Raw genomic sequence first — 19,720 nt, 5'->3', positions numbered from 1 at the left:
AGGCTGACTCCTGGGACAGCTTTGCAGGTTTGAAAACCATCGCGGGGCAAGCCCACTCCCACGCGACAGGTGGGAGCCGGTTTGCCCCGCGATGGAATGTCAACCACGCTCCGGCTGGAAACGCACGACGATGCCTTTCAGGTTCTGCTGGCGATTGATCACATCACGCAGGCGCTCGGCTTCTGCCCGCTCGATCAACGGCCCGACGAATACCCGATTCATGCCATCCGCCGAACGGATATAGGCGTTGTAGCCTTGGCTGCGCAGGGTCTTCTGCAGGTTCTCGGCACCGGCCCGATTGGACAGACTGGCCAGCTGGATCGACCAGCTCACCGGCAGGCCGTTGACGTCGATCTTCGAAGGTGCAGCGGGCTTGGCCGCGGCAGCAGCAGGCGCCAAACGGGGCTCGACCTTGGCTACCGCCGGAGGGGGTACCGAAGTCTGCGGTTTGGGCTGAGGCTGCGCCGCAGTCGGTGCCGGGGTGATCGGCTGGCTCGGCGTAGCTACCGGCGCCGTGGACTCATCAACCACCACTACAGGCTGGTCGCTCTGCTCCGGCAGCGGTTGTGGCTCCGGCACCTGGACAGGCTCTACCTGCACCTGAGGCAGATTGGGCATGGCCGGCGCTTCCGGCGCCTCGACACGCACCTGGCGCATCTCGTCCTCGCGGGTGAACAGCATCGGCAGGAAGATCACCGCCAGCGCCACCAGCACCAGCGCACCGACCATGCGCTGCTTCATCCCTTTATCCAGCACTGCCATCTACTCCATCCTCGGAAACCTGCCGTTCAAGCCAGGCCAGGGCCTCGCCAACGCAGAAAAACGAACCGAACAGCAGGATCTGGTCATCCGCCGTCGCCTGGGCGCACTGCCCTTCGAGGGCAGCTGCGACACTGGCGTAAGACTTCACTGACGCACCGAGGTTCGTCAAAGCATCCGCCAGCTCTGCGGCCGGGCGGCTGCGCGGCGTGTCCAGCGGCGCCACTGCCCAGTCGGCGACCTGGCCGCGCAGCGGCGCAAGCACGCCGGCCAGGTCCTTGTCGGCCAACAGGCCGAAGACCGCCAGACGTCGCCCCTTCACCGGGCGTGCCGCCAAGCGGCGGGCCAGGTACTCGGCGGCGTGTGGGTTATGGCCGACATCCAGCAACAACTCCACGCGCCTGCCCTGGAGCAGCAGCTCACGTCGGTCGAGACGGCCAGTGATACGAGTATCCAGCAAAGCCTGACGAACCTTGCCGGCATCCCACGGCAGCCCCGTCAGCAGGAAGGCCTGCAAGGCCAGGGCGGCATTCTCCATGGGCAGGTCGAGCAACGGCAGGTCACGCAGTTCAACGGGCGATCCGTCGAGCTGGCAACCACGCCAATGCCAGTGGTCAACGCTGCTATCCAGGTCGAAATCACGTCCACGCAGGAAGAACGGGCAATCCAGCTCACGCACCTTGTCCAGCAAAGGCTGCGGCGGATCAAGGTCACCGCACAGCGCCGGCTTACCCCGACGGAAGATTCCCGCCTTCTCGAAGGCTACCGACTCGCGGCTATCGCCCAGGTAATCGACGTGGTCGACGCCAATGCTGGTGACCAGCGACACGTCGGCATCCACCAGGTTGACTGCATCCAACCGGCCACCCAGGCCGACCTCAAGCACCACCGCATCCAACGCGGAGTGCTTGAACAACCAGAACGCCGCCAGGGTGCCCATCTCGAAATAGGTCAGCGAGATGTCGCCACGCGCCGCCTCCACCGCAGCGAACGCTTCGCACAGGCGCTCATCGCTGGCCTCCTGGCCGTCGATCAGCACCCGTTCGTTGTAACGCAGCAGATGCGGCGAACTGTACACCCCGACCCTTAGCCCCTGCGAGCGCAGCAACGCGGCCATGAAGGCGCAGGTCGAGCCCTTGCCGTTGGTGCCGGTCACCGTGACCACACGGGGCGCCAGCGTGCCCAGCCCCAGGCGCGCAAGCACCTGTTGCGAGCGCTCCAGGCCCATGTCGATGGCCGAGGGGTGCAACTGTTCGAGGTAGGCGAGCCAGTCGCCCAGGCTGCGCTGGTTCATCACGCGACCGCGGCGACCTCTTTGGCCGCTTCAGGGGTCGGCTGGCCGGTCATCTGCGCCAGCAGGCGGGCCAGGCGCGGACGCAGCTCGTCACGGGAAATGATCAGGTCGATGGCACCGTGCTCCAGCAGGAACTCGCTGCGCTGGAAGCCTTCCGGCAGCTTCTCGCGCACGGTCTGCTCGATAACCCGCGGGCCGGCAAAGCCGATCAGCGCCTTCGGCTCGCCGACAATCACGTCGCCAAGCATCGCCAGGCTGGCGGAAACGCCGCCGTAGACCGGGTCGGTCAGTACCGAGATGAACGGGATGCCTTCTTCGCGCAGGCGCGCCAGCACGGCGGAGGTCTTGGCCATCTGCATCAGCGAGATCAGCGCTTCCTGCATGCGCGCGCCGCCGGAAGCGGAGAAGCAGACCATCGGGCAGCGGTTTTCCAGTGCGTAGTTGGCAGCGCGCACGAAACGCTCGCCGACGATGGCGCCCATCGAGCCGCCCATGAAGGAGAACTCGAAGGCGCTGACCACGATCGGCATGCCCATCAGGGTGCCGCTCATGGAGATCAGCGCGTCCTTCTCGCCGGTCTGCTTCTGCGCGGCGGTCAGGCGGTCCTTGTACTTCTTGCCGTCACGGAACTTCAGGCGGTCGACCGGCTCCAGGTCGGCGCCCAGTTCGGCGCGACCTTCTGGATCGAGGAAGATATCGATGCGCGCGCGGGCGCCGATACGCATGTGATGGTTGCACTTAGGGCAGACGTCGAGGGTCTTTTCCAGCTCCGGGCGATACAGCACGGCTTCGCAGGACGGGCACTTGTGCCACAGTCCTTCCGGCACCGAGCTCTTCTTCACCTCGGAACGCATGATCGAAGGGATCAGTTTGTCTACCAACCAGTTGCTCATGCTTGCTTTCTCCAGTATTGGCCGGGGAGACCTTTGCGGCCCCGCCCTGCCCTTGAGCTCAAATTCTTCTGTAAAGCGACGACGGGCCGACCTCGGGCCGCCCCACCTCCAATTCTTCCCCGGCACGCCCCGCGCTCTGGCGCGGCCTGGCAGCACCGGGCTGCGAAAGCTATGGACGATGGCGCGCGGCCAGCCGTCACATCCGCGTTCACGCGCGCTTGACCGCCTGCATGAAGGCTTCGATCCTTGCCGCATCCTTGATGCCCTTGGCCTGCTCCACGCCGCCGCTGACGTCCACCGCGTACGGGCGCACCTGGCGAATGGCCTCGGCGACGTTGTCGGCCGACAGGCCACCGGCAAGGATTATCGGCTTGCTCAGGTGTTGCGGAATCAGCGACCAGTCGAACGCCTCGCCGGTTCCTCCCGGCACGCCCGGCACATAGGCATCCAGCAAGATGCCGCGAGCGCCAGCGTAGTGCCGACAGGCGGCCTCCAGGTCATCCCCCGGGCGCACCCGCAGGGCCTTGATCCAGGGGCGGTGGTAGCCCTCGCAATCGGCCGGGGTTTCATCGCCGTGGAACTGTAGCAGGTCCAGGGAAACCACTTCGAGGATCTCGTTGAGCTCGCAGCGCGAGGCGTTGACGAACAGCCCCACGGTGGTCACGAACGGCGGCAGCGCGTCGATGATCGCACGCGCCTGACGCACGTCCACCGCCCGCGGGCTTTTCGCATAGAAGACGAAACCGAGGGCGTCGGCGCCGGCCTCGACCGCGGCCAGGGCATCCTCGATGCGGGTAATCCCGCAGATCTTGCTGCGAACATTGCTCATGGACAGCGAACCTTGAGTGATCGGGAAAGCGTCGATGGTAGCAAATGACCTGTGCCCCGTCAGTCCGCCAGCGCCTCGTAGCCAGTAAGAAAGTGTGGGCCGATGTAACGCTGCGGCAGCGCGTATTCTTCCGGGTATTCCACCTGCACCAGGTAAAGACCGTAAGGGTGCGCGGTTACCCCGCCGTCACGGCGGTTGCGCCCTTCCAGCACCTCGCGGGCCCACTCCACCGGACGCTCGCCGGCACCGATGGTCATCAGCACGCCGGCAATGTTGCGCACCATGTGGTGCAGGAACGCGGTGGCACGCACATCCAGCACGATCATCCGCCCATGCCGGGTCACACGCAGGTGGTGGATGTGCTTGATCGGCGACTTGGCCTGGCACTGGCTGGCGCGGAAGGCGCTGAAGTCATGGGTGCCCAGCAGGTATTGCGCGGCCTCGGCCATGCGCTCGACGTCCAGCGGGCGGTGGTTCCAGGTGACTTCCTCGGCCAGGTGCGCCGGACGGATCGGGTCGTTGTAGATCACATAGCGGTAGCGCCGCGCGGTGGCCTTGAAGCGGGCATGGAAGTGCGCAGGCATGGGCGCCGACCAGACCACGCTGATGTCGTGGGGCAGGTTGAAGTTGGTGCCCAGGGTCCAGGCGCGCTCGTCGCGCACGGCGCGGGTGTCGAAATGCACGATCTGCCCGCAGCCATGGACGCCGGCATCGGTGCGCCCGGCGCAGATCACCGAGATAGGTTCGTTGGCCACCGTCGACAGCGCCTGTTCCAGGGCCTGCTGGACACTCGGCACGCCGCTGGCCTGGCGTTGCCAGCCGCGATAGCGCGAACCTTTGTATTCCACGCCCAAAGCGATGCGGGTGTAGCCTTCGGCAGCCGATTCGGCGGCGGCGGTATCGATGATGTCCAAGAGCGGCAAACCTGATGATGAAACGAAAGGCGGGAGTATACCGGCAAACCGTGCAGGGGCCGAAATGATCGCGGGGCAAGGCCGCTCCCACGTCTTGCGTGAAAGCAGGCTTGCCCCGCGATGTACAGCTTTGCGTCAGACCAGGCGTGAGAGCATCTCGTTGGCTTCCTGGCGTTGGCTGTCGTCACCGTCCTTGACTACTTCGTCGAGGATGTCACGGGCGCCCTGATGGTCGCCCATGTCGATGTAGGCGCGGGCCAGGTCGAGCTTGGTGGCCACCTCGTCGGCGCCGGAGAAGAAGTCGAAGTCCAGGTCGTCCAGCGGCTCGGGCTCCAGCGCAGCGTCCTCGGCGGTGAACGATGGCTGCGCAACCGATGGGGTCTCGAGGTTCTGCGACAGCTTGTCGAGCTCGGCGTTGACGTCGTCCAGCTCCGAGGCGAAGTTCTTCGCCGCCGGCGAGTCGTCGTCCAGCGACAGCGACAGGTCGAAGTCGTCGGGCAGCTCCAGCTCGGAAATCGGATCGAACTCCGGAATGGCCTCGAAGGCCGCCAGCTCGGCCGCCACGTCCACCGGGGCTTCCTCGCTGCCGGTCGGAGCCACCGGGTCTTCGGCGACATCCAGGTCGAATTCGGCCAAGTCGTCGACATTTTGCGGTGTCGCCTGCGCCTGGGCGAGCAGTGCCTCGAAGTCGTCGTCGGCATCGGTTTCGGCAACGGCGGGTGCAGCCTCGGCCTCGGGCGCCTCGACGACCAGGTCCTCGAGACCGGCCATGTCGAGGTGGTCATCTGCCGGCAGGTCATCGTCCAGGCTCAGGTCGAAGGCACTGTCCAGATCGCCCTCTTCGACCACAGGCTCAGGCTCTGGCTCGGCCGCCACGACCGGCTCCACGACGAGTTCCGGCGCGCTTTCACCCAGCTCCAGCTCCTTGTCCTGCAGGAGATCCTGGACATACTGCTCATCCAACTCGGCTGCCAGGGCCGCGGCCCCGGCAGCGCCTGCCGCCACCGCCGCGACACCCAGCATGGCCGGGAAGCGCTCCTTGAGCGCGGCGACCTCGGCCTGGTTCGTGTCGTTGACCGCCAGCTTGCGTTCCTGGCCAGCGAACGCGTCCTGGTCGCCCTGACGTGCGTAGACTTCCATCAACTTAAGGCGCAGATCGCTGCGCTGCGGCTCGGAGGCCACCGCCGCTTCGAGCAGGTCGGCGGCGTGGTTGAGGCGACCACGGACCAGGCTTTCATCCACCTCGGCCAGCAACGCCGCGCGCGGATCAGCCGCCGGAGCAACGACGTCGGCAGGCACCGCAGGTTTTTCTGCCGCAACGGCCGCAGCGGCCGAGGCCGCCACTACCGCAGGCGACAGGGTCACGCTTGGCGCCGACACATCCAGACCTTCAAAACTGCTCGGCGGCAGGTCCAGGTCCGGGCCACGCTCACCATCCTCGGCCAGCGCACGGGCCATGCGCAGGTGTTTTTCAGCTTCCTGCTGGGCTTTGCGCTTGCGGGCCAGAAGCAGCAACAGCAACAGCAGCACCAGGAATGCGGAACCGGCAATCAAGCCCAGCAACAGCGGGTTGCCCAGCAGTTGGTCGAGCATGCCCGGCTCTTCGCTGGCCGATGCCTCGGCTGCCGCGTCTTGTGGCGCGGTGTCGGCCGCGGCAGGCGCCGGGGCGACCACCGGCTCGGCAGGGGTCAATTGCGCGTTCACCGCAGGTTGCGCCGGAGCCGGCTCGCCCGGCAGCGCCGCTGCCGGTGCCTGTGGCGCCGCGGCGCCCTGGGCCTCCAGACGCGCCAGCTGGTCGTTCTTCAGCTCGATCAGGCGCTGCAGCTTGTCCAGCTGGCTCTGCAGGTCGGCCATGCGGCTCTTGAGTTCATCGTTGTCGCGCCGGCTGGTGTCGAGGCTTTCCTGGGCCACGGCAAGCTTGTCGCCCAGCGCCTTGGCCTCGCCGGCCGCGCCCTTGCCGCCCGGAGCCACCAGGCGCAGGTTGTCGCCCTGGGCGATGCGCGCGGGGGCCGCGCCAGCCTCGCCACGGCGGGTGGCATCCAGCTGCCGTGCACGCGGACCGAGGCGGCGGCCTTCGCGCCAGGCGGCGTACTGCTCGGCGACTTCGCGGTTGGCCTGGGCCTGGGGAATGCTCTGCACCTGCTGCTGATCGGGCAGGCGCAGCACCTGGCCGGTCTTGAGCTGGTTGATGTTGTTGCCGATGAAGGCATCCGGGTTCAGCGCCTGGATGGCCAGCATGGTCTGCTGGATCGAGCCGCCGTTGGTATTGCGCGCGGCGATCTGCCAGAGAGTGTCACGGCGCTTGGTGGTGTAGCTACCCGCACTGACAGCCGGGTTGATGCCCGCCGGGGCCGGTTGGCTGCCCTGGGCCTGGGCTTGGTCGAGCAGCACGCTGTAGTCGCGCAGCAGGCGGCCCTGGGGCCACATGACCTGGACCAGGAACTTGACCACCGGCTCCGGCAGCGCCTTGCTGGAAGTGACCCGCAGCACGCTCTTGCCGTTGGGGTTGATCACTGGCGTGAAGGTGAGGTCTTCGAGATAAGGCGGGAAGGCCACCCCGGCCTTGGCGAACTCTTCCGGCGACGCCAGGCTTGGCGCCATTTCCGCCGCGGAGAGGTCGCGCACGTCGAGCAGTTCGATCTCGGCATCCAGCGGCTGGTTCTGCGCCGACTTGAGGGTCAGCTCACCCAACCCCAGAGCGTTCGCCACCCCGGACGACAGCGCCGAGGCTGCCGCGATGGCCAGAACCAGTTTGCGAATTCGAAGCATGAACTCTTCCCTTGTATGAAACGTCCCGAAAACCCTGGTGCGGTGCAGGACAAAATAGCTCGCAGTATCTTTTACGCCATGTGTTTTATCAACAATTGTGCCGCCTGCACGGCGTTCAGCGCCGCGCCCTTGCGCACATTGTCGGTGGTCAGCCAGAGATTGAGCTGCTGGTCTTCATCGACACCGTGGCGTACACGTCCAACATAGACCACGTCCTGGCCCACCGCGTCACCCACAGGCGTCGGATAATCACCCGGCTCGACCAGCTCGATGCCGTCGGCAGCCTCCAGCGCGGCGTTGACGGCCACCAGGTCGACCGGATTACGGCTTTGCACGGCGACACTGAAGCTATCGCCGAAAAACACCGGGACTTGAATGCAGGTCACGGAAATCTTCAGTTGCGGCAGGTCCAATACCTGACGCAGTTCGTTCACCAGACGGCGCTCTACATTGGTGTGGCCTTGTTCATCGGGTGTCCCGACCTGAGGGAGCAGGTTGAAGGCGACCTGGCGATCGAAGAAGCGCGGCTCCAGAGGGCGTGCGTTGAGCAGTTCGGCGGTCTGCCGGGCGAGCTCGCTGACGGCCTCCCTGCCCTGCTCCGAAACTGCCAGGCAGGCATTGACCTGAACGCGCTCGATATCGAGCAAACCCTTGAGCGGCGCCAGCGCCACCGCCAGGGCCACTGCGCCGGCGCTCGGGCTGGTGATCAGTGCGGGCTGTGCGAGTTCGGTGATGCGCTCGCCGTTGGCTTCCGGGACCAACGCGGTGGCGCCGTCCAGGGCGCCGGACAGGTCGATCACCGCGCAACCGGCGGCGATGGCTTTCGGCGCGAAGCTGCGGCTGACGGCTGGGCTGGCGGCGAAGAAGACCAGCCTGACCTGGGAGAAATCGAAGTTGTCCACTTCACGGACCTTCAGTTTCTTGCCCGCGAACATGACACTACTGCCGGCGGATTCCATGCTGGCCAGCAGGTGCAGGGTGGAGACCGGGAAGGCAACTTCCTCGAGGATCTGGACGAGGGATTCACCTACTGTGCCGGTGGCGCCGATTACGGCTACGTCCAGGGCTTTGGGGGTCATGAGATCGGTTCCTTTTCCAGGGGGTACGGCGGGGGAGCGGCACTTTACTTGGATTGTGGGGTGGGAGGTAGGGGCGGATTCGGATTCGGATTCGGATTCGGATTCGGATTCGGATTCGGATTCGGATTCGGATATCAGGGTGTTGGTTTTTATTTTTTAGGCGCATTCGGAGATGATGTCGACATCTAGTCACCTTTCCGCCCTTACGGCGGGTCCCTTTTTGAAGGATCAAAAAGGAACCAAAAAATCCTGGCGGTATGACTCACCCACATGGGTTACAAATCAGTTCACGCACATAGGTAACAGTCTTTAACTGGCAGGGTCGGTTTTCGAGGATCTGACCATGCCTTGGCGAGAGCTGAAACCTATGGACCTTAAAATGCTTTTCATTGCGGATTACCTGCAGGGGCCGCCCAGCTTCAGCGCCCTGTGCCAGGCCTACGAGATCAGCCGAAAGACCGGCTACAAATGGGTCGAGCGATATGAGAAAGAGGGGCCTTCGGGGCTGGAAGAACGCAGCCGCCGCCGGTTGAACCAGGATTGGGTCGTACCCGCCGCAGTTCGCGAAGCCATCATCGAATTACGCAGTCGAGGCGAAACGGAACCGGGGCCGAAAAAGATCCAGGCTGCGCTACAGGAGCGTTTCCCTGATCAGGCGCCGCCCTCGAAGACAGCGATCTACAACATCCTCAAGAAAGCCCAATTGGTCAAACCACGCCGCTTACGTCAGCGTGTAGCGGTCTATCCCAAGCCCCTGGAGAAGGCCGAGTCGCCTAACCAGCTGTTCAGTGCGGACTACAAAGGTCAATTTCTGACAGGTGCAGGCGTCTGGTGCTATCCGCTGACGATCATGGATCACGCCAGTCGTTTCCTGCTCGCCTGCCACAGCATGCCCAATACCAACCTGCTGGAAACCCAGGCCGTTTTCACCCAAGTGTTCCGAGAGAATGGTTTGCCTGAGCGGATTCGTACCGATAACGGTGTGCCGTTTGCCAGTAAGGGGCGTGCGGGACTTTCTCAGCTGTCGATCTGGTGGCTGCGTCTAGGCATCATTCCCGAGCGCATTGCGCCTGGTCGGCCTGAACAAAATGGCCGCCACGAGCGCATGCATCGAACGCTCAAAAGCACGCTCCCATCGCCGCCGGCAGTGGCCTGGGAGGCTCAACAACGGCACTTTGATCGCTTTCGGCAGCACTACAATCACGAGCGCTTGCATGAAGCGCTGAAGCAGAAAACACCGGCGTCTTGCTACCAGCCATCTCCACGCCCATTCCCTGAAAAGCTCCCCGAAATGACCTATCCCAGTCATATCGAGAGCTTGCCGGCTGATAGCTCCGGCATCATCAATCGCCGGGGCTTGAGGATCTACGTAGGTTATGTGCTCAAGCACCAGACCATTGGACTGGAGCAGGTTGGGGATGGCGTCTGGGATGTTATTTTCGGTCCCATCATCCTTGGCAGAGTCGATGTGCGGGATGCCACTGATGGTTATGTAACACTCAAGGTGTTGTCACCTATGTGAGTGAACTTTTGTGTAACCCATGTGGGTGATCCGTACATGGCTCCATTCATACGGCCCCTACGCTTCGCTCCGGGGTTCCCTCGCTCCGTTCTTGCTCCCGTGGGTACCGCGCTGTACGCCCCATCCTGGGGCGCAGCGCTCGACGGCCATCCATGGCCGTCGCCCCACTACGCAAGAACTCCACTCGGCCTCCTGAAGTCGCAATCGGTGGCGCCTGAACTATCGCGCACTTAGAAGCAAGATCAAGAGCAGATCAAGAGCAGATCAAGAGCAGATCAAGAGCAGATCAAGAGCAGAGATTTTTGTTTGTTAGTGGATGTTATGTTGTTTTTCATTACGCCATCGCGGTGCAAGCCCGCTCCCACGTTGAATAACTTAGTCAAACTATGGTGGGAGCGGGTTTGCCCCGCGGTGTTTATCTAGAGTTCCCACGATGGCAACTAGAGACTAGCTGCGTTAGTGCAGGCGCCGCCCGTAACTTCGCGACTTCAGGAGGCCGAACGCAGGTCTTGCGGAGGGAGGTGACGGGCATGGATGCCCGTCAAGCGCTGCGCCCCAGGATGGGGTGTTCAGCGCGGTCCTCCCGGGAGCAAGGCCGGAGTGAGGGAACCCGGAGCGAAGCGGAGGGCCGGATGAATGGAGCGAGGATTTTTTGGTTCCTTTTTGATCCTTCAAAAAGGGACCCGCCGTAAGGGCGGAAAGGTGAATAAGCGTCAACATCTCAAATGAATGCGCATAAAAAAATCAAAACAACCAACAACCAATCTAGCACCAATAAAAAAACCCGCATCACTCTCGCAACACGGGTCCTTCAAAATCCAAACTCAAACCACCCAGATCACCGCTCCAGCAGAATCCGCAACATCCGCCGCAGCGGCTCCGCAGCCCCCCACAGCAACTGGTCACCAACGGTGAAGGCCCCGAGGTACTGCGACCCCATGTTCAGCTTGCGCAAACGCCCGACCGGCACGTTCAGGGTCCCGGTCACCTGGGTAGGGCTCAGCTCCTGCATACTGATCTCACGCTGATTCGGCACCAGCTTCACCCAAGGGTTGTGCTGGCTGATCATGCCTTCGATATCCGCCAAAGGCACATCCTTGTTCAGCTTGATGGTCAGCGCCTGGCTATGGCAACGCATGGCGCCAATCCGCACGCAGATGCCATCGACCGGGATCGGGCTCTTGAAGCGCCCGAGGATCTTGTTGGTCTCGGCCTGGGCCTTCCACTCTTCGCGGCTCTGGCCGTTCGGCAGTTCCTTGTCGATCCACGGGATCAGGCTGCCGGCCAGCGGCACGCCGAAGTTGTCGGTCGGGAAGCCTTCGCCACGCATGGCCTCGGCCACCTTGCGATCGATGTCGAGGATGGCGCTGGCCGGGTTGGCCAGGTCGTCGGCGACCGCCGCGTGAATACCGCCCATCTGCTTGATCAGCTCACGCATGTTCTGCGCGCCGGCACCGGAAGCCGCCTGATAGGTCATGGCACTCATCCACTCGACCAGGCCGGCTTCGAACAGGCCGCCCAGCCCCATCAGCATCAGGCTGACGGTGCAGTTGCCGCCGATGTAGTTCTTGGTGCCCGCATCCAGCTGCTGGTCGATGACCTTGCGGTTGACCGGGTCAAGAATGATCACCGCGTCGTCCTGCATGCGCAGGGAGGAGGCCGCGTCGATCCAGTAACCCTGCCAGCCGGCTTCGCGCAGCTTGGGGAATACTTCGTTGGTGTAGTCGCCGCCCTGGCAGGTGAGGATGACGTCGAGGGTCTTGAGCTCTTCGATGTTGTAGGCATCCTTGAGCGGCGCAATGTCCTTGCCCACCGCCGGACCTTGGCCACCGACATTGGAGGTGGTGAAGAACACCGGCTCGATCAGGTCGAAGTCCTGCTCTTCGAGCATCCGCTGCATAAGCACGGAACCGACCATTCCACGCCAACCGATCAGACCTACACGTTTCATCGCAACTACACCTTTGCTAAAAGTGGGCCGCCACCGGGAGTTTTGGGTGGCGGGCCAGAGAGATTACAGATTCCGCAGCGCTGCGACTACTGCGTCGCCCATTTCCTGCGTACCGACCTTGCGGCAACCTTCGGAGAAGATGTCACCAGTGCGCAGGCCCTGGTCCAGCACCAGGCTCACCGCCTGCTCGATCGCCTCGGCGGCGGCCGTCTGGTTGAAGCTGTAGCGCAGCATCATCGACACCGAGAGAATGGTCGCCAGCGGGTTGGCGATGCCCTGCCCGGCGATGTCCGGCGCCGAGCCGTGGCACGGCTCGTACATGCCCTTGTTGTCGGCATCCAGCGACGCCGACGGCAGCATGCCGATGGAACCGGTGAGCATGGAAGCTTCATCCGACAGGATGTCGCCGAACATATTGTCGGTCACCACCACGTCAAACTGCTTGGGCGCGCGCACCAGCTGCATGGCGGCGTTGTCGACGTACATGTGGCTCAGCTCGACGTCCGGGTAGTCCTTGGCCACTTCCTCCACCACTTCACGCCACAGCTGGCTGGAAGCCAGGACGTTGGCCTTGTCCACCGAACACAGTTTCTTGCCGCGTACACGGGCCATGTCGAAGCCGACGCGGGCGATGCGGCGCACTTCGCTTTCGCTGTACGGCAGGGTGTCGTACGCCTGGCGCTCGCCGCCTTCCAGCTCGCGCTGGCCGCGTGGCGCGCCGAAGTAGATGCCGCCGGTCAGCTCGCGGACGATAAGGATGTCCAGGCCAGCGACGATCTCTGGCTTGAGCGACGAGGCGTCGGCCAACTGCGGGTAAAGGATGGCCGGGCGCAGGTTGGCGAACAGGCCCAGTTGCGAACGGATCTTCAGCAAGCCGCGCTCCGGGCGGATGTCACGCTCGATCTTGTCCCACTTCGGACCGCCCACGGCGCCCAGCAGAACCGCGTCAGCATGGCGCGCACGCTCCAGGGTCTCGTCGGCCAGCGGCACGCCGTGCTTGTCGATGGCCGCACCACCGATCACGTCGTGGGTGAGGCTGAAGCCGAGCTGGAACTTGTCGTTGGCCAGTTCCAGCACCTTGACCGCCTCGGCCATGATTTCCGGACCGATGCCATCACCTGGGAGAATCAGAATCTGCTTGCTCATGCTTTCCTCTATCCAATCAAGCGGCGCGCCCTGTCGGCGCGCCGATAAACTCAGTGTCCAACGGACCTCATCGCGGGGAAAGCCCGCTTCCACGCGTGGTGATGAGGCCTTCGATCAATCGCGGAACAACCACGGCTGGCTGGCGCGGTGCTTGCCCTCGAACGCCTTGATCGCGTCGCTGTCCTGCAGGGTCAGGCCGATATCGTCCAGGCCGTTGAGCAGGCAGTGCTTGCGGAATGCATCGATCTCGAACTTCAGCACTTTTCCGTCCGGACGGGTCACGGCCTGGGCGTCGAGGTCGATGGTCAACTGGTAACCCGGGTTGGCCTCGACCTGCTTGAACAGCTCGTCGACTTCGGCGGCGTCGAGAATGATCGGCAACAGGCCATTCTTGAAGCTGTTGTTGAAGAAGATGTCGGCGAAGCTCGGCGCGATCACGCTGCGGAAACCGTACTCATCGAGTGCCCACGGAGCATGCTCGCGGCTAGAGCCGCAACCGAAGTTCTCCCTCGCCAGCAACACGCTGGCTCCTTGGTAACGCGCATGGTTGAGCACGAAATCCTGGTTCAACGGGCGCTTGCTGTTGTCCTGGTATGGTTGGCCGACGTCAAGGTAGCGCCACTCGTCGAACAGGTTGGGACCGAAGCCAGTGCGCTTGATCGACTTGAGAAACTGCTTGGGAATGATCTGATCGGTGTCGACGTTGGCTCGATCCAAAGGTGCGACAATACCAGTATGCTGGGTAAAGGCTTTCATGCTGCGCTCCCTTGGATCAACTCGCGGACATCGATGAAGTGGCCGGTCACTGCGGCGGCGGCGGCCATGGCCGGGCTGACCAGGTGGGTACGGCCACCGGCGCCCTGGCGACCTTCAAAGTTGCGGTTGGAAGTGGACGCGCAGTGCTCGCCGCTTTCCAGGCGGTCCGGGTTCATCGCCAGGCACATCGAGCAACCTGGTTCACGCCACTCGAAACCGGCCTCGAGGAAAATCTTGTCCAGCCCTTCGCGCTCCGCTTGGGCCTTGACCAATCCCGAGCCCGGCACCACCAGCGCCTGCTTGATGTTGGCGGCGACCTTGCGGCCCTTGGCGATCTCAGCAGCTGCGCGCAGGTCTTCGATGCGCGAGTTGGTGCACGAGCCGATGAACACGCGGTCAAGCTGGATATCGGTGATCGCCTGGTTCGCAGCCAAGCCCATGTACTTGAGGGCGCGCTCGATCGAGCCACGCTTGATCAAGTCGGGCTCGGCGGCCGGATCAGGCACGCGCTGATCGACGGCCAACACCATCTCCGGCGAGGTGCCCCAGCTCACCTGTGGCTTGATCTGCGCGGCGTCGAGTTCGACCACGGTGTCGAACACTGCGTCGGCGTCAGAGACCAATCCTTTCCAGGTCTCGATGGCCTGCGTCCACTGCTCGCCCTTTGGCGCGTAGGGACGGCCCTCGACGTAGTTGACGGTGGTATCGTCGACCGCGACCAAGCCCACACGGGCACCGGCCTCGATGGACATGTTGCAGATGGTCATGCGACCTTCCATGGACAAGTCGCGGATCGCGCTGCCGGCAAACTCCATGGCATGGCCGTTACCGCCGGCGGTGCCGATCTTGCCGATCACGGCGAGGACGATGTCCTTGGCGGTGACACCGGCGGGCAATTGGCCTTCGACGCGCACCAGCATGTTCTTCATCTTCTTGGCCACCAGGCACTGTGTGGCGAGCACGTGCTCGACCTCGGAGGTGCCGATGCCATGGGCCAGGGCACCGAACGCGCCATGGGTGGAAGTATGCGAATCACCGCAGACCACGGTCATGCCCGGCAAGGTCGCGCCCTGCTCCGGGCTGATGACGTGCACGATACCCTGACGCTCGTCATTCATCTTGAATTCGACGATGCCATATTCGTCACAGTTCTCATCAAGGGTCTGCACCTGAAGGCGCGAAACCTGGTCGGCGATGGCCTCGATACCGCCTTTACGCTCAGGCGTGGTCGGCACGTTGTGGTCAGGGGTGGCAATGTTGGCATCGATGCGCCATGGCTGGCGGCTGGCCAGGCGCAGGCCTTCGAAAGCCTGGGGCGAGGTCACTTCGTGGATGATATGACGGTCGATGTAGATCAAGGACGAGCCGTCATCGCGGCGCTTGACCTCATGAGCTTCCCAAAGTTTGTCGTAGAGCGTTTTACCAGCCATCAGACTGTTCCTCATCAGCGTCTTTCTATGCCAAAGACCCCTTGGCTTGTACGGACGATGCTATGGCGTTAAATTGAATAACTCAAATTCATAATTTTCATGCTTTGCATAACCATCAGGAATTCAAATCAGATGGACTTGGCCAACCTCAGCGCCTTCATCGCCATTGCCGAAACCGGCAGTTTTTCCGGCGCCGGCGAGCGTCTGCATCTGACACAACCCGCTATCAGTAAACGCATCGCCGGGCTGGAACAACAATTGGATGTGCGGCTTTTCGATCGGCTGGGCCGTGAAGTGAACCTCACCGAAGCTGGCCGCGCGTTGCTGCCAAGGGCCTATCAGATCCTCAACGTGCTCGATGATACGCGACGCGCATTGACCAATCTGACGGGTGAAGTGGGAGGTCGACTAACCCTGGCAACTAGCCACCATATCGGTTTACATCGACTCCCCCCGGTATTACGGGCTTTCACCCGGCAACACCCCGAAGTAGCGCTGGATATTCAGTTCATGGATTCAGAAGCTGCCTACGATGAAATTCTCCATGGCCGCGCTGAGATTGCCGTTATTACCCTGGCCCCAGAACCTCACCATCTGATCAGGGCGACTCAAGTCTGGAATGACGCCCTCGACTTCGTCGCCTCGCCGGAGCACCCGCTGGCCAGCAACGGCGGAGTCAGCCTGGCTGACGTGGCGCGCCACCCGGCGGTGTTCCCCGGCGGCAATACCTTCACACACCATATTGTCCAGCGCCTGTTCGAAAGCCAGGGCCTGGTGCCGAATATCGCCATGAGCACCAATTATCTGGAAACCATCAAGATGATGGTGTCGATCGGCCTGGCCTGGAGTGTGCTGCCACGTACTATGCTCGATGAGCAGGTTGCGCCCATCGCACTGCCCGGCATACAGCTGTCGCGCCAGCTAGGCTACATATTGCACACGGAGCGCACGCTATCGAATGCGGCCAGGGCCTTCATGGCGCTGCTCGACAGCGACGCCGGGGCTGCCTGACCGGTCGCAGGCACGGCATTCTCTCTCCACAAGGACGCGTTTCCGCCAAAGGTCTGGTATCGATGCCCAAATCAGCAAACCGCTTTCCGCGCCTGCCCCGTATTCCCGCGGCCGACCCACAGGAGTCGGAACAGGCCTGGCAGAACGCTCCCCAGTTGCTGGCCGCGCTCAACGCCGCGCGCCTGGGGGCTTGGCTGTGGGATATCGAGAGTGGCCGGGTGAGCTGGTCGCGGGGCACCCAGGCGCTGTTCGGCTTCGACCCGCAACGGCCGCTGCCCAACGACATCGATTACCTCGACCTGCTGCCCGAGGAGGATCGCGCCCGGACGCGCCAGGCGTTCCAGGCCGTGGTCAATGGCGAACCGGTCGAGCAGGCCATGCGCCATCGCATCCGCTGGCCCGATGGCAGCGTGCACTGGCTGGAAATCAACGGCAGCCTTACCCACGATCCCCATGGCCGCCCGCAGATGATCGGGGTGATCCGCGAGATCAGCCGCCAGCGCGAGCGCGAAACCGCGCTGATCCATTCGGAGAAGCGCTTCGCCACCCTGTTCCACCTCAGCCCCAACGCCATCCTCCTGACTCGCCGCCATGACGGCCTGATCATCGAGGTCAACCAGCACTTCGAGCACATGTTCGGTTGGCCGGGCGCTCAAGTAGTGGGCAAGACAAGCGTCGAACTGGGCCTGTGGGTCAACCCCGAGCAACGTCACCAGGTGCTGGAAGCCACCCGCGCCGGTAGCGGCCCACTGACCCTCGAGGTGCAGTTCCGCGCCACCAACGGCAAGATTCACGATGGCATTCTCTGTACCCAAGGCATCGAACTCGAAGGTGGCACCTACCTGATCAGCACCTTTGTCGATACCACCGAGCGCAAACGCGCCGAACAGGCGCTCAAGGACAGCCAGGAGCGTCTCGATCTGGCCCTGGACTCGGCCCAGCTGGGTACCTGGGACTGGCACATCCCCAGCGGCATGCTCTACGGTTCGGCCCGCGCCGCGCAACTGCACGGGCTGGACCCAGTGCCCTTCCACGAATCGTTCGAGGCCTTTTTCGAAGGCGTGCCCGAGCACGAACGCAGCGTCATGCGCCAAGCCTATCGCAGCCTGCGCGAAGGACCGGCGGGCAATTACCAGATCACCTATCGCGTACAGCTCGACAACGGTGCCTCGCGCTATATCGAAAGCCGCGCCCGTCTATACCGCGACGAACAGGGCAACCCGCTGCGCATGGCCGGCACTTTGCTCGACATCACCGACCAGGTGGAGCGCGAGCAGCGTCTGACGGCCTCAGAGGAAAAGTTCGCCAGCCTGTTCCAGGTCAGCCCCGACCCCATCTGCGTGACCCGCCAGGACAGCGGTCAGTTCATCGAGATCAACCCGGCCTTCAGCCAGACCTTTGGCTGGGCCCCGGAGCAGATCCTCGGCCACACCGCCGAGGAAATCGGCCTGTGGGCCGAGTCGGCCGAACGTGCCCAGCGCATCGAGCGGGTGATCCGCGACCAGGCCCTGAGCAATGTGGCGGTGGTGGTCAATCACCGCAACGGCACGCCGCTGACCTGCGTGATCTCCAGCCGCCTGATCAGCGTAGACAGCCAGCCGTGCAGCGTTACCACCCTGCGCGACATTACTCAGCAGCAACGCGCCGAGGCAGCGCTCAAGGCAAGCGAGGAGAAATTCGCCAAGGCGTTCCATTCCAGCCCCGACGCCATCACTATTACCGAGCGCCACAGCGGGCGCTATGTGGAAGTCAACGACGGCTTCAGCCGGTTGACCGGCTATAAGCCTGAGGAGGTGCTGGGCCGCACGGTCTACGAGATCGGCATCTGGGCCGATGAGAAACAGCGCGCTGCCCTGCTCAACGAACTGCGCGAGCGCGGCCGGGTGCATCACCGGGAGATGCTCGGCCGCAACAAGCGCGGCGATATCCTCACTGTGGAAGTGTCGGTAGAGCCAATCAGCCTCAACGAAACCGACTGCCTGCTGCTGACCGCTCGCGATGTCAGCCTGTTGAAGAACGCTCAGGCACAGATCCGCCACCTGGCCTACCACGACCCACTGACCAACCTGCCCAATCGCGCCCTGCTGATGGATCGCCTGAGTCAGCAGATCGCCCTGCTCAAGCGCCACAACCTGCGCGGCGCCTTGCTGTTCCTCGACCTTGACCACTTCAAGCACATCAACGACTCGCTCGGCCACCCAGTGGGCGACACGGTGTTGAAGATCATCACCGCCCGTCTCGAAGCCAGTGTGCGCCTGGAAGACACCGTGGCGCGGTTGGGCGGCGACGAATTCGTGGTTTTGCTCAGCGGCCTGGAGGGCAGCCGCGAGCAGGTGGAAAACAAGGTACGTGAACTGGCCGACACCCTGCGCGAGCTGCTGGCCGAACCGATGTCGCTGGACGGCCAGCGCCTGCAGGTCACACCCAGTATCGGCGTGGCGCTGATCCCCGACCATGGCGCCACCCCCGCCGACCTGCTCAAGCGTGCCGACATCGCCCTGTACCGCGCCAAGGACTCCGGACGTAACACCACGCAATTGTTCCACACCACCATGCAGAAGGCCGCCAGTGAGCGGCTGCGCATGGAGAACGACTTGCGCCTGGCCCTCGCCCGCGGCGAACTGGCCTTGCACTTCCAGCCCCAGGTCGATGCCCGCGACAACCGGATCGTCGGCGCTGAAGTGCTGCTGCGCTGGCATCATCCGCAACTGGGCCAGCAACCTCCGGCGCAGTTCATTCAGGTTCTGGAGGAAAGCGGGCTGATCCTCGAAGTCGGCAGCTGGATTCTCGATGAAGCCTGCGACGCCTGTGCGCGGATGCTTGGCGATGGCCTGATCGACGCCGACGATTTCAGCCTGTGCGTCAACATCAGCCCGCGGCAATTCCGCCAGAACGATTTCGTCGACCGGGTGCTGCGCAGCCTCGACGACTACCGCCTGCCCCGGCGCATGCTCACGCTGGAGATCACCGAAGGCATCGTCATCCAGAACCTGGAGGACACCATCAGCAAGATGCGCGAACTCAAGCGTCACGGCGTGAGCTTCGCCATGGACGACTTCGGCACTGGCTATTCGTCGCTCACCTATCTCAAGCGCCTGCCGGTGGATGCGCTGAAGATCGATCAGACCTTCGTACGCGACGCACCGGTCGACCCCAACGACGCCGAGATCGTCCGCGCGATCGTGGCCATGGCTCGCAGCCTGGAGCTCGCGGTGATTGCCGAGGGGGTGGAACTCACCGAACAGCTGGAGTTCCTTGAGCGACAAGGCTGCCACCTGTACCAGGGCTACCTGCACAGCCGCCCATTGCCATTGCCGGAGTTTCGCCAGATGCTGCTGGAGGCACCGGCGGACTACTGATGCCCAAA

14 protein-coding genes are annotated in these 19,720 nt (G+C 63.4%); 3 read left to right on the top strand and 11 right to left on the bottom strand.

The window, feature by feature from the left end; translation table 11 throughout:
* Positions 1–99: 99 nt before the first annotated feature.
* From C3F42_RS25835 to C3F42_RS25805, 7 genes are all read right to left on the bottom strand, one after another.
* Complete coding sequence (locus C3F42_RS25835) at positions 100–762, bottom strand: SPOR domain-containing protein (protein WP_094012614.1); 663 nt, start codon at positions 760–762, stop codon at positions 100–102.
* Positions 746–2,053: a bifunctional tetrahydrofolate synthase/dihydrofolate synthase gene (gene folC, locus C3F42_RS25830; protein ID WP_094012613.1), complete on the bottom strand. Its 1,308-nt coding sequence runs from the start codon at positions 2,051–2,053 to the stop codon at positions 746–748. The genes C3F42_RS25835 and folC overlap by 17 nt, the downstream gene beginning before the upstream one ends.
* Positions 2,053–2,946: an acetyl-CoA carboxylase, carboxyltransferase subunit beta gene (accD, locus tag C3F42_RS25825; protein ID WP_028690439.1), complete on the bottom strand. Its 894-nt coding sequence runs from the start codon at positions 2,944–2,946 to the stop codon at positions 2,053–2,055. Before accD ends, folC begins: the two co-directional genes overlap by 1 nt.
* A gap of 208 nt (positions 2,947–3,154) precedes the next feature.
* Positions 3,155–3,775, bottom strand: a complete 621-nt coding sequence (locus tag C3F42_RS25820; protein ID WP_038706537.1) for a phosphoribosylanthranilate isomerase — start codon at positions 3,773–3,775, stop codon at positions 3,155–3,157.
* Positions 3,776–3,834: 59 nt separating this feature from the next.
* A complete protein-coding gene (truA, locus tag C3F42_RS25815; RefSeq protein ID WP_023632367.1) occupies positions 3,835–4,689 on the bottom strand; it encodes a tRNA pseudouridine(38-40) synthase TruA in 855 nt (284 codons plus the stop codon).
* Between the two features lie 135 nt (positions 4,690–4,824).
* A complete protein-coding gene (locus C3F42_RS25810; RefSeq protein WP_104445097.1) occupies positions 4,825–7,458 on the bottom strand; it encodes a FimV/HubP family polar landmark protein in 2,634 nt (877 codons plus the stop codon).
* A 71-nt stretch (positions 7,459–7,529) separates the two neighbouring features.
* On the bottom strand, positions 7,530–8,537 hold the full coding sequence (locus tag C3F42_RS25805) for an aspartate-semialdehyde dehydrogenase (RefSeq protein ID WP_038706539.1): 1,008 nt from the start codon (positions 8,535–8,537) through the stop codon (positions 7,530–7,532).
* Positions 8,538–8,880: 343 nt separating this feature from the next.
* Here C3F42_RS25805 and C3F42_RS25800 point away from each other — a divergent pair, with 343 nt between their 5' ends.
* Positions 8,881–10,059 carry an integrase core domain-containing protein gene (locus C3F42_RS25800; RefSeq protein WP_104444790.1) on the top strand — a complete coding sequence of 393 codons (1,179 nt, stop codon included), beginning with the start codon at positions 8,881–8,883 and terminating at the stop codon, positions 10,057–10,059.
* Between the two features lie 838 nt (positions 10,060–10,897).
* On the opposite strand, the gene asd is transcribed toward C3F42_RS25800, so the two are convergent.
* From asd to leuC, 4 genes are all read right to left on the bottom strand, one after another.
* Positions 10,898–12,010 (bottom strand): aspartate-semialdehyde dehydrogenase, encoded by a 1,113-nt coding sequence (gene asd / locus C3F42_RS25795; RefSeq protein ID WP_023630514.1) that lies wholly within the window; start codon positions 12,008–12,010, stop codon positions 10,898–10,900.
* Positions 12,011–12,073: 63 nt separating this feature from the next.
* Positions 12,074–13,156, bottom strand: a complete 1,083-nt coding sequence (gene leuB, locus C3F42_RS25790) for a 3-isopropylmalate dehydrogenase (protein WP_023630513.1) — start codon at positions 13,154–13,156, stop codon at positions 12,074–12,076.
* Positions 13,157–13,270: 114 nt separating this feature from the next.
* Positions 13,271–13,912 carry a 3-isopropylmalate dehydratase small subunit gene (leuD, locus tag C3F42_RS25785; RefSeq protein ID WP_094012470.1) on the bottom strand — a complete coding sequence of 214 codons (642 nt, stop codon included), beginning with the start codon at positions 13,910–13,912 and terminating at the stop codon, positions 13,271–13,273.
* Positions 13,909–15,342 (bottom strand): 3-isopropylmalate dehydratase large subunit, encoded by a 1,434-nt coding sequence (gene leuC, locus C3F42_RS25780; protein WP_094012469.1) that lies wholly within the window; start codon positions 15,340–15,342, stop codon positions 13,909–13,911. Before leuC ends, leuD begins: the two co-directional genes overlap by 4 nt.
* Positions 15,343–15,474: 132 nt before the next feature.
* Here leuC and C3F42_RS25775 point away from each other — a divergent pair, with 132 nt between their 5' ends.
* Both C3F42_RS25775 and C3F42_RS25770 read left to right on the top strand, forming a co-directional pair.
* Positions 15,475–16,353, top strand: a complete 879-nt coding sequence (locus C3F42_RS25775) for a LysR family transcriptional regulator (RefSeq protein WP_023630510.1) — start codon at positions 15,475–15,477, stop codon at positions 16,351–16,353.
* Between the two features lie 62 nt (positions 16,354–16,415).
* Complete coding sequence (locus C3F42_RS25770; RefSeq protein ID WP_023630509.1) at positions 16,416–19,712, top strand: PAS domain S-box protein; 3,297 nt, start codon at positions 16,416–16,418, stop codon at positions 19,710–19,712.
* Positions 19,713–19,720: the final 8 nt, after the last annotated feature.

The organism is Pseudomonas sp. PONIH3 (genome assembly GCF_002934345.1).
Classification (GTDB): Bacteria; Pseudomonadota; Gammaproteobacteria; order Pseudomonadales; family Pseudomonadaceae; genus Aquipseudomonas; species Aquipseudomonas soli.
The sequence above is the reverse complement of the archived record's forward strand: the minus strand, read 5'-3'. Positions and strand labels throughout refer to the sequence as shown.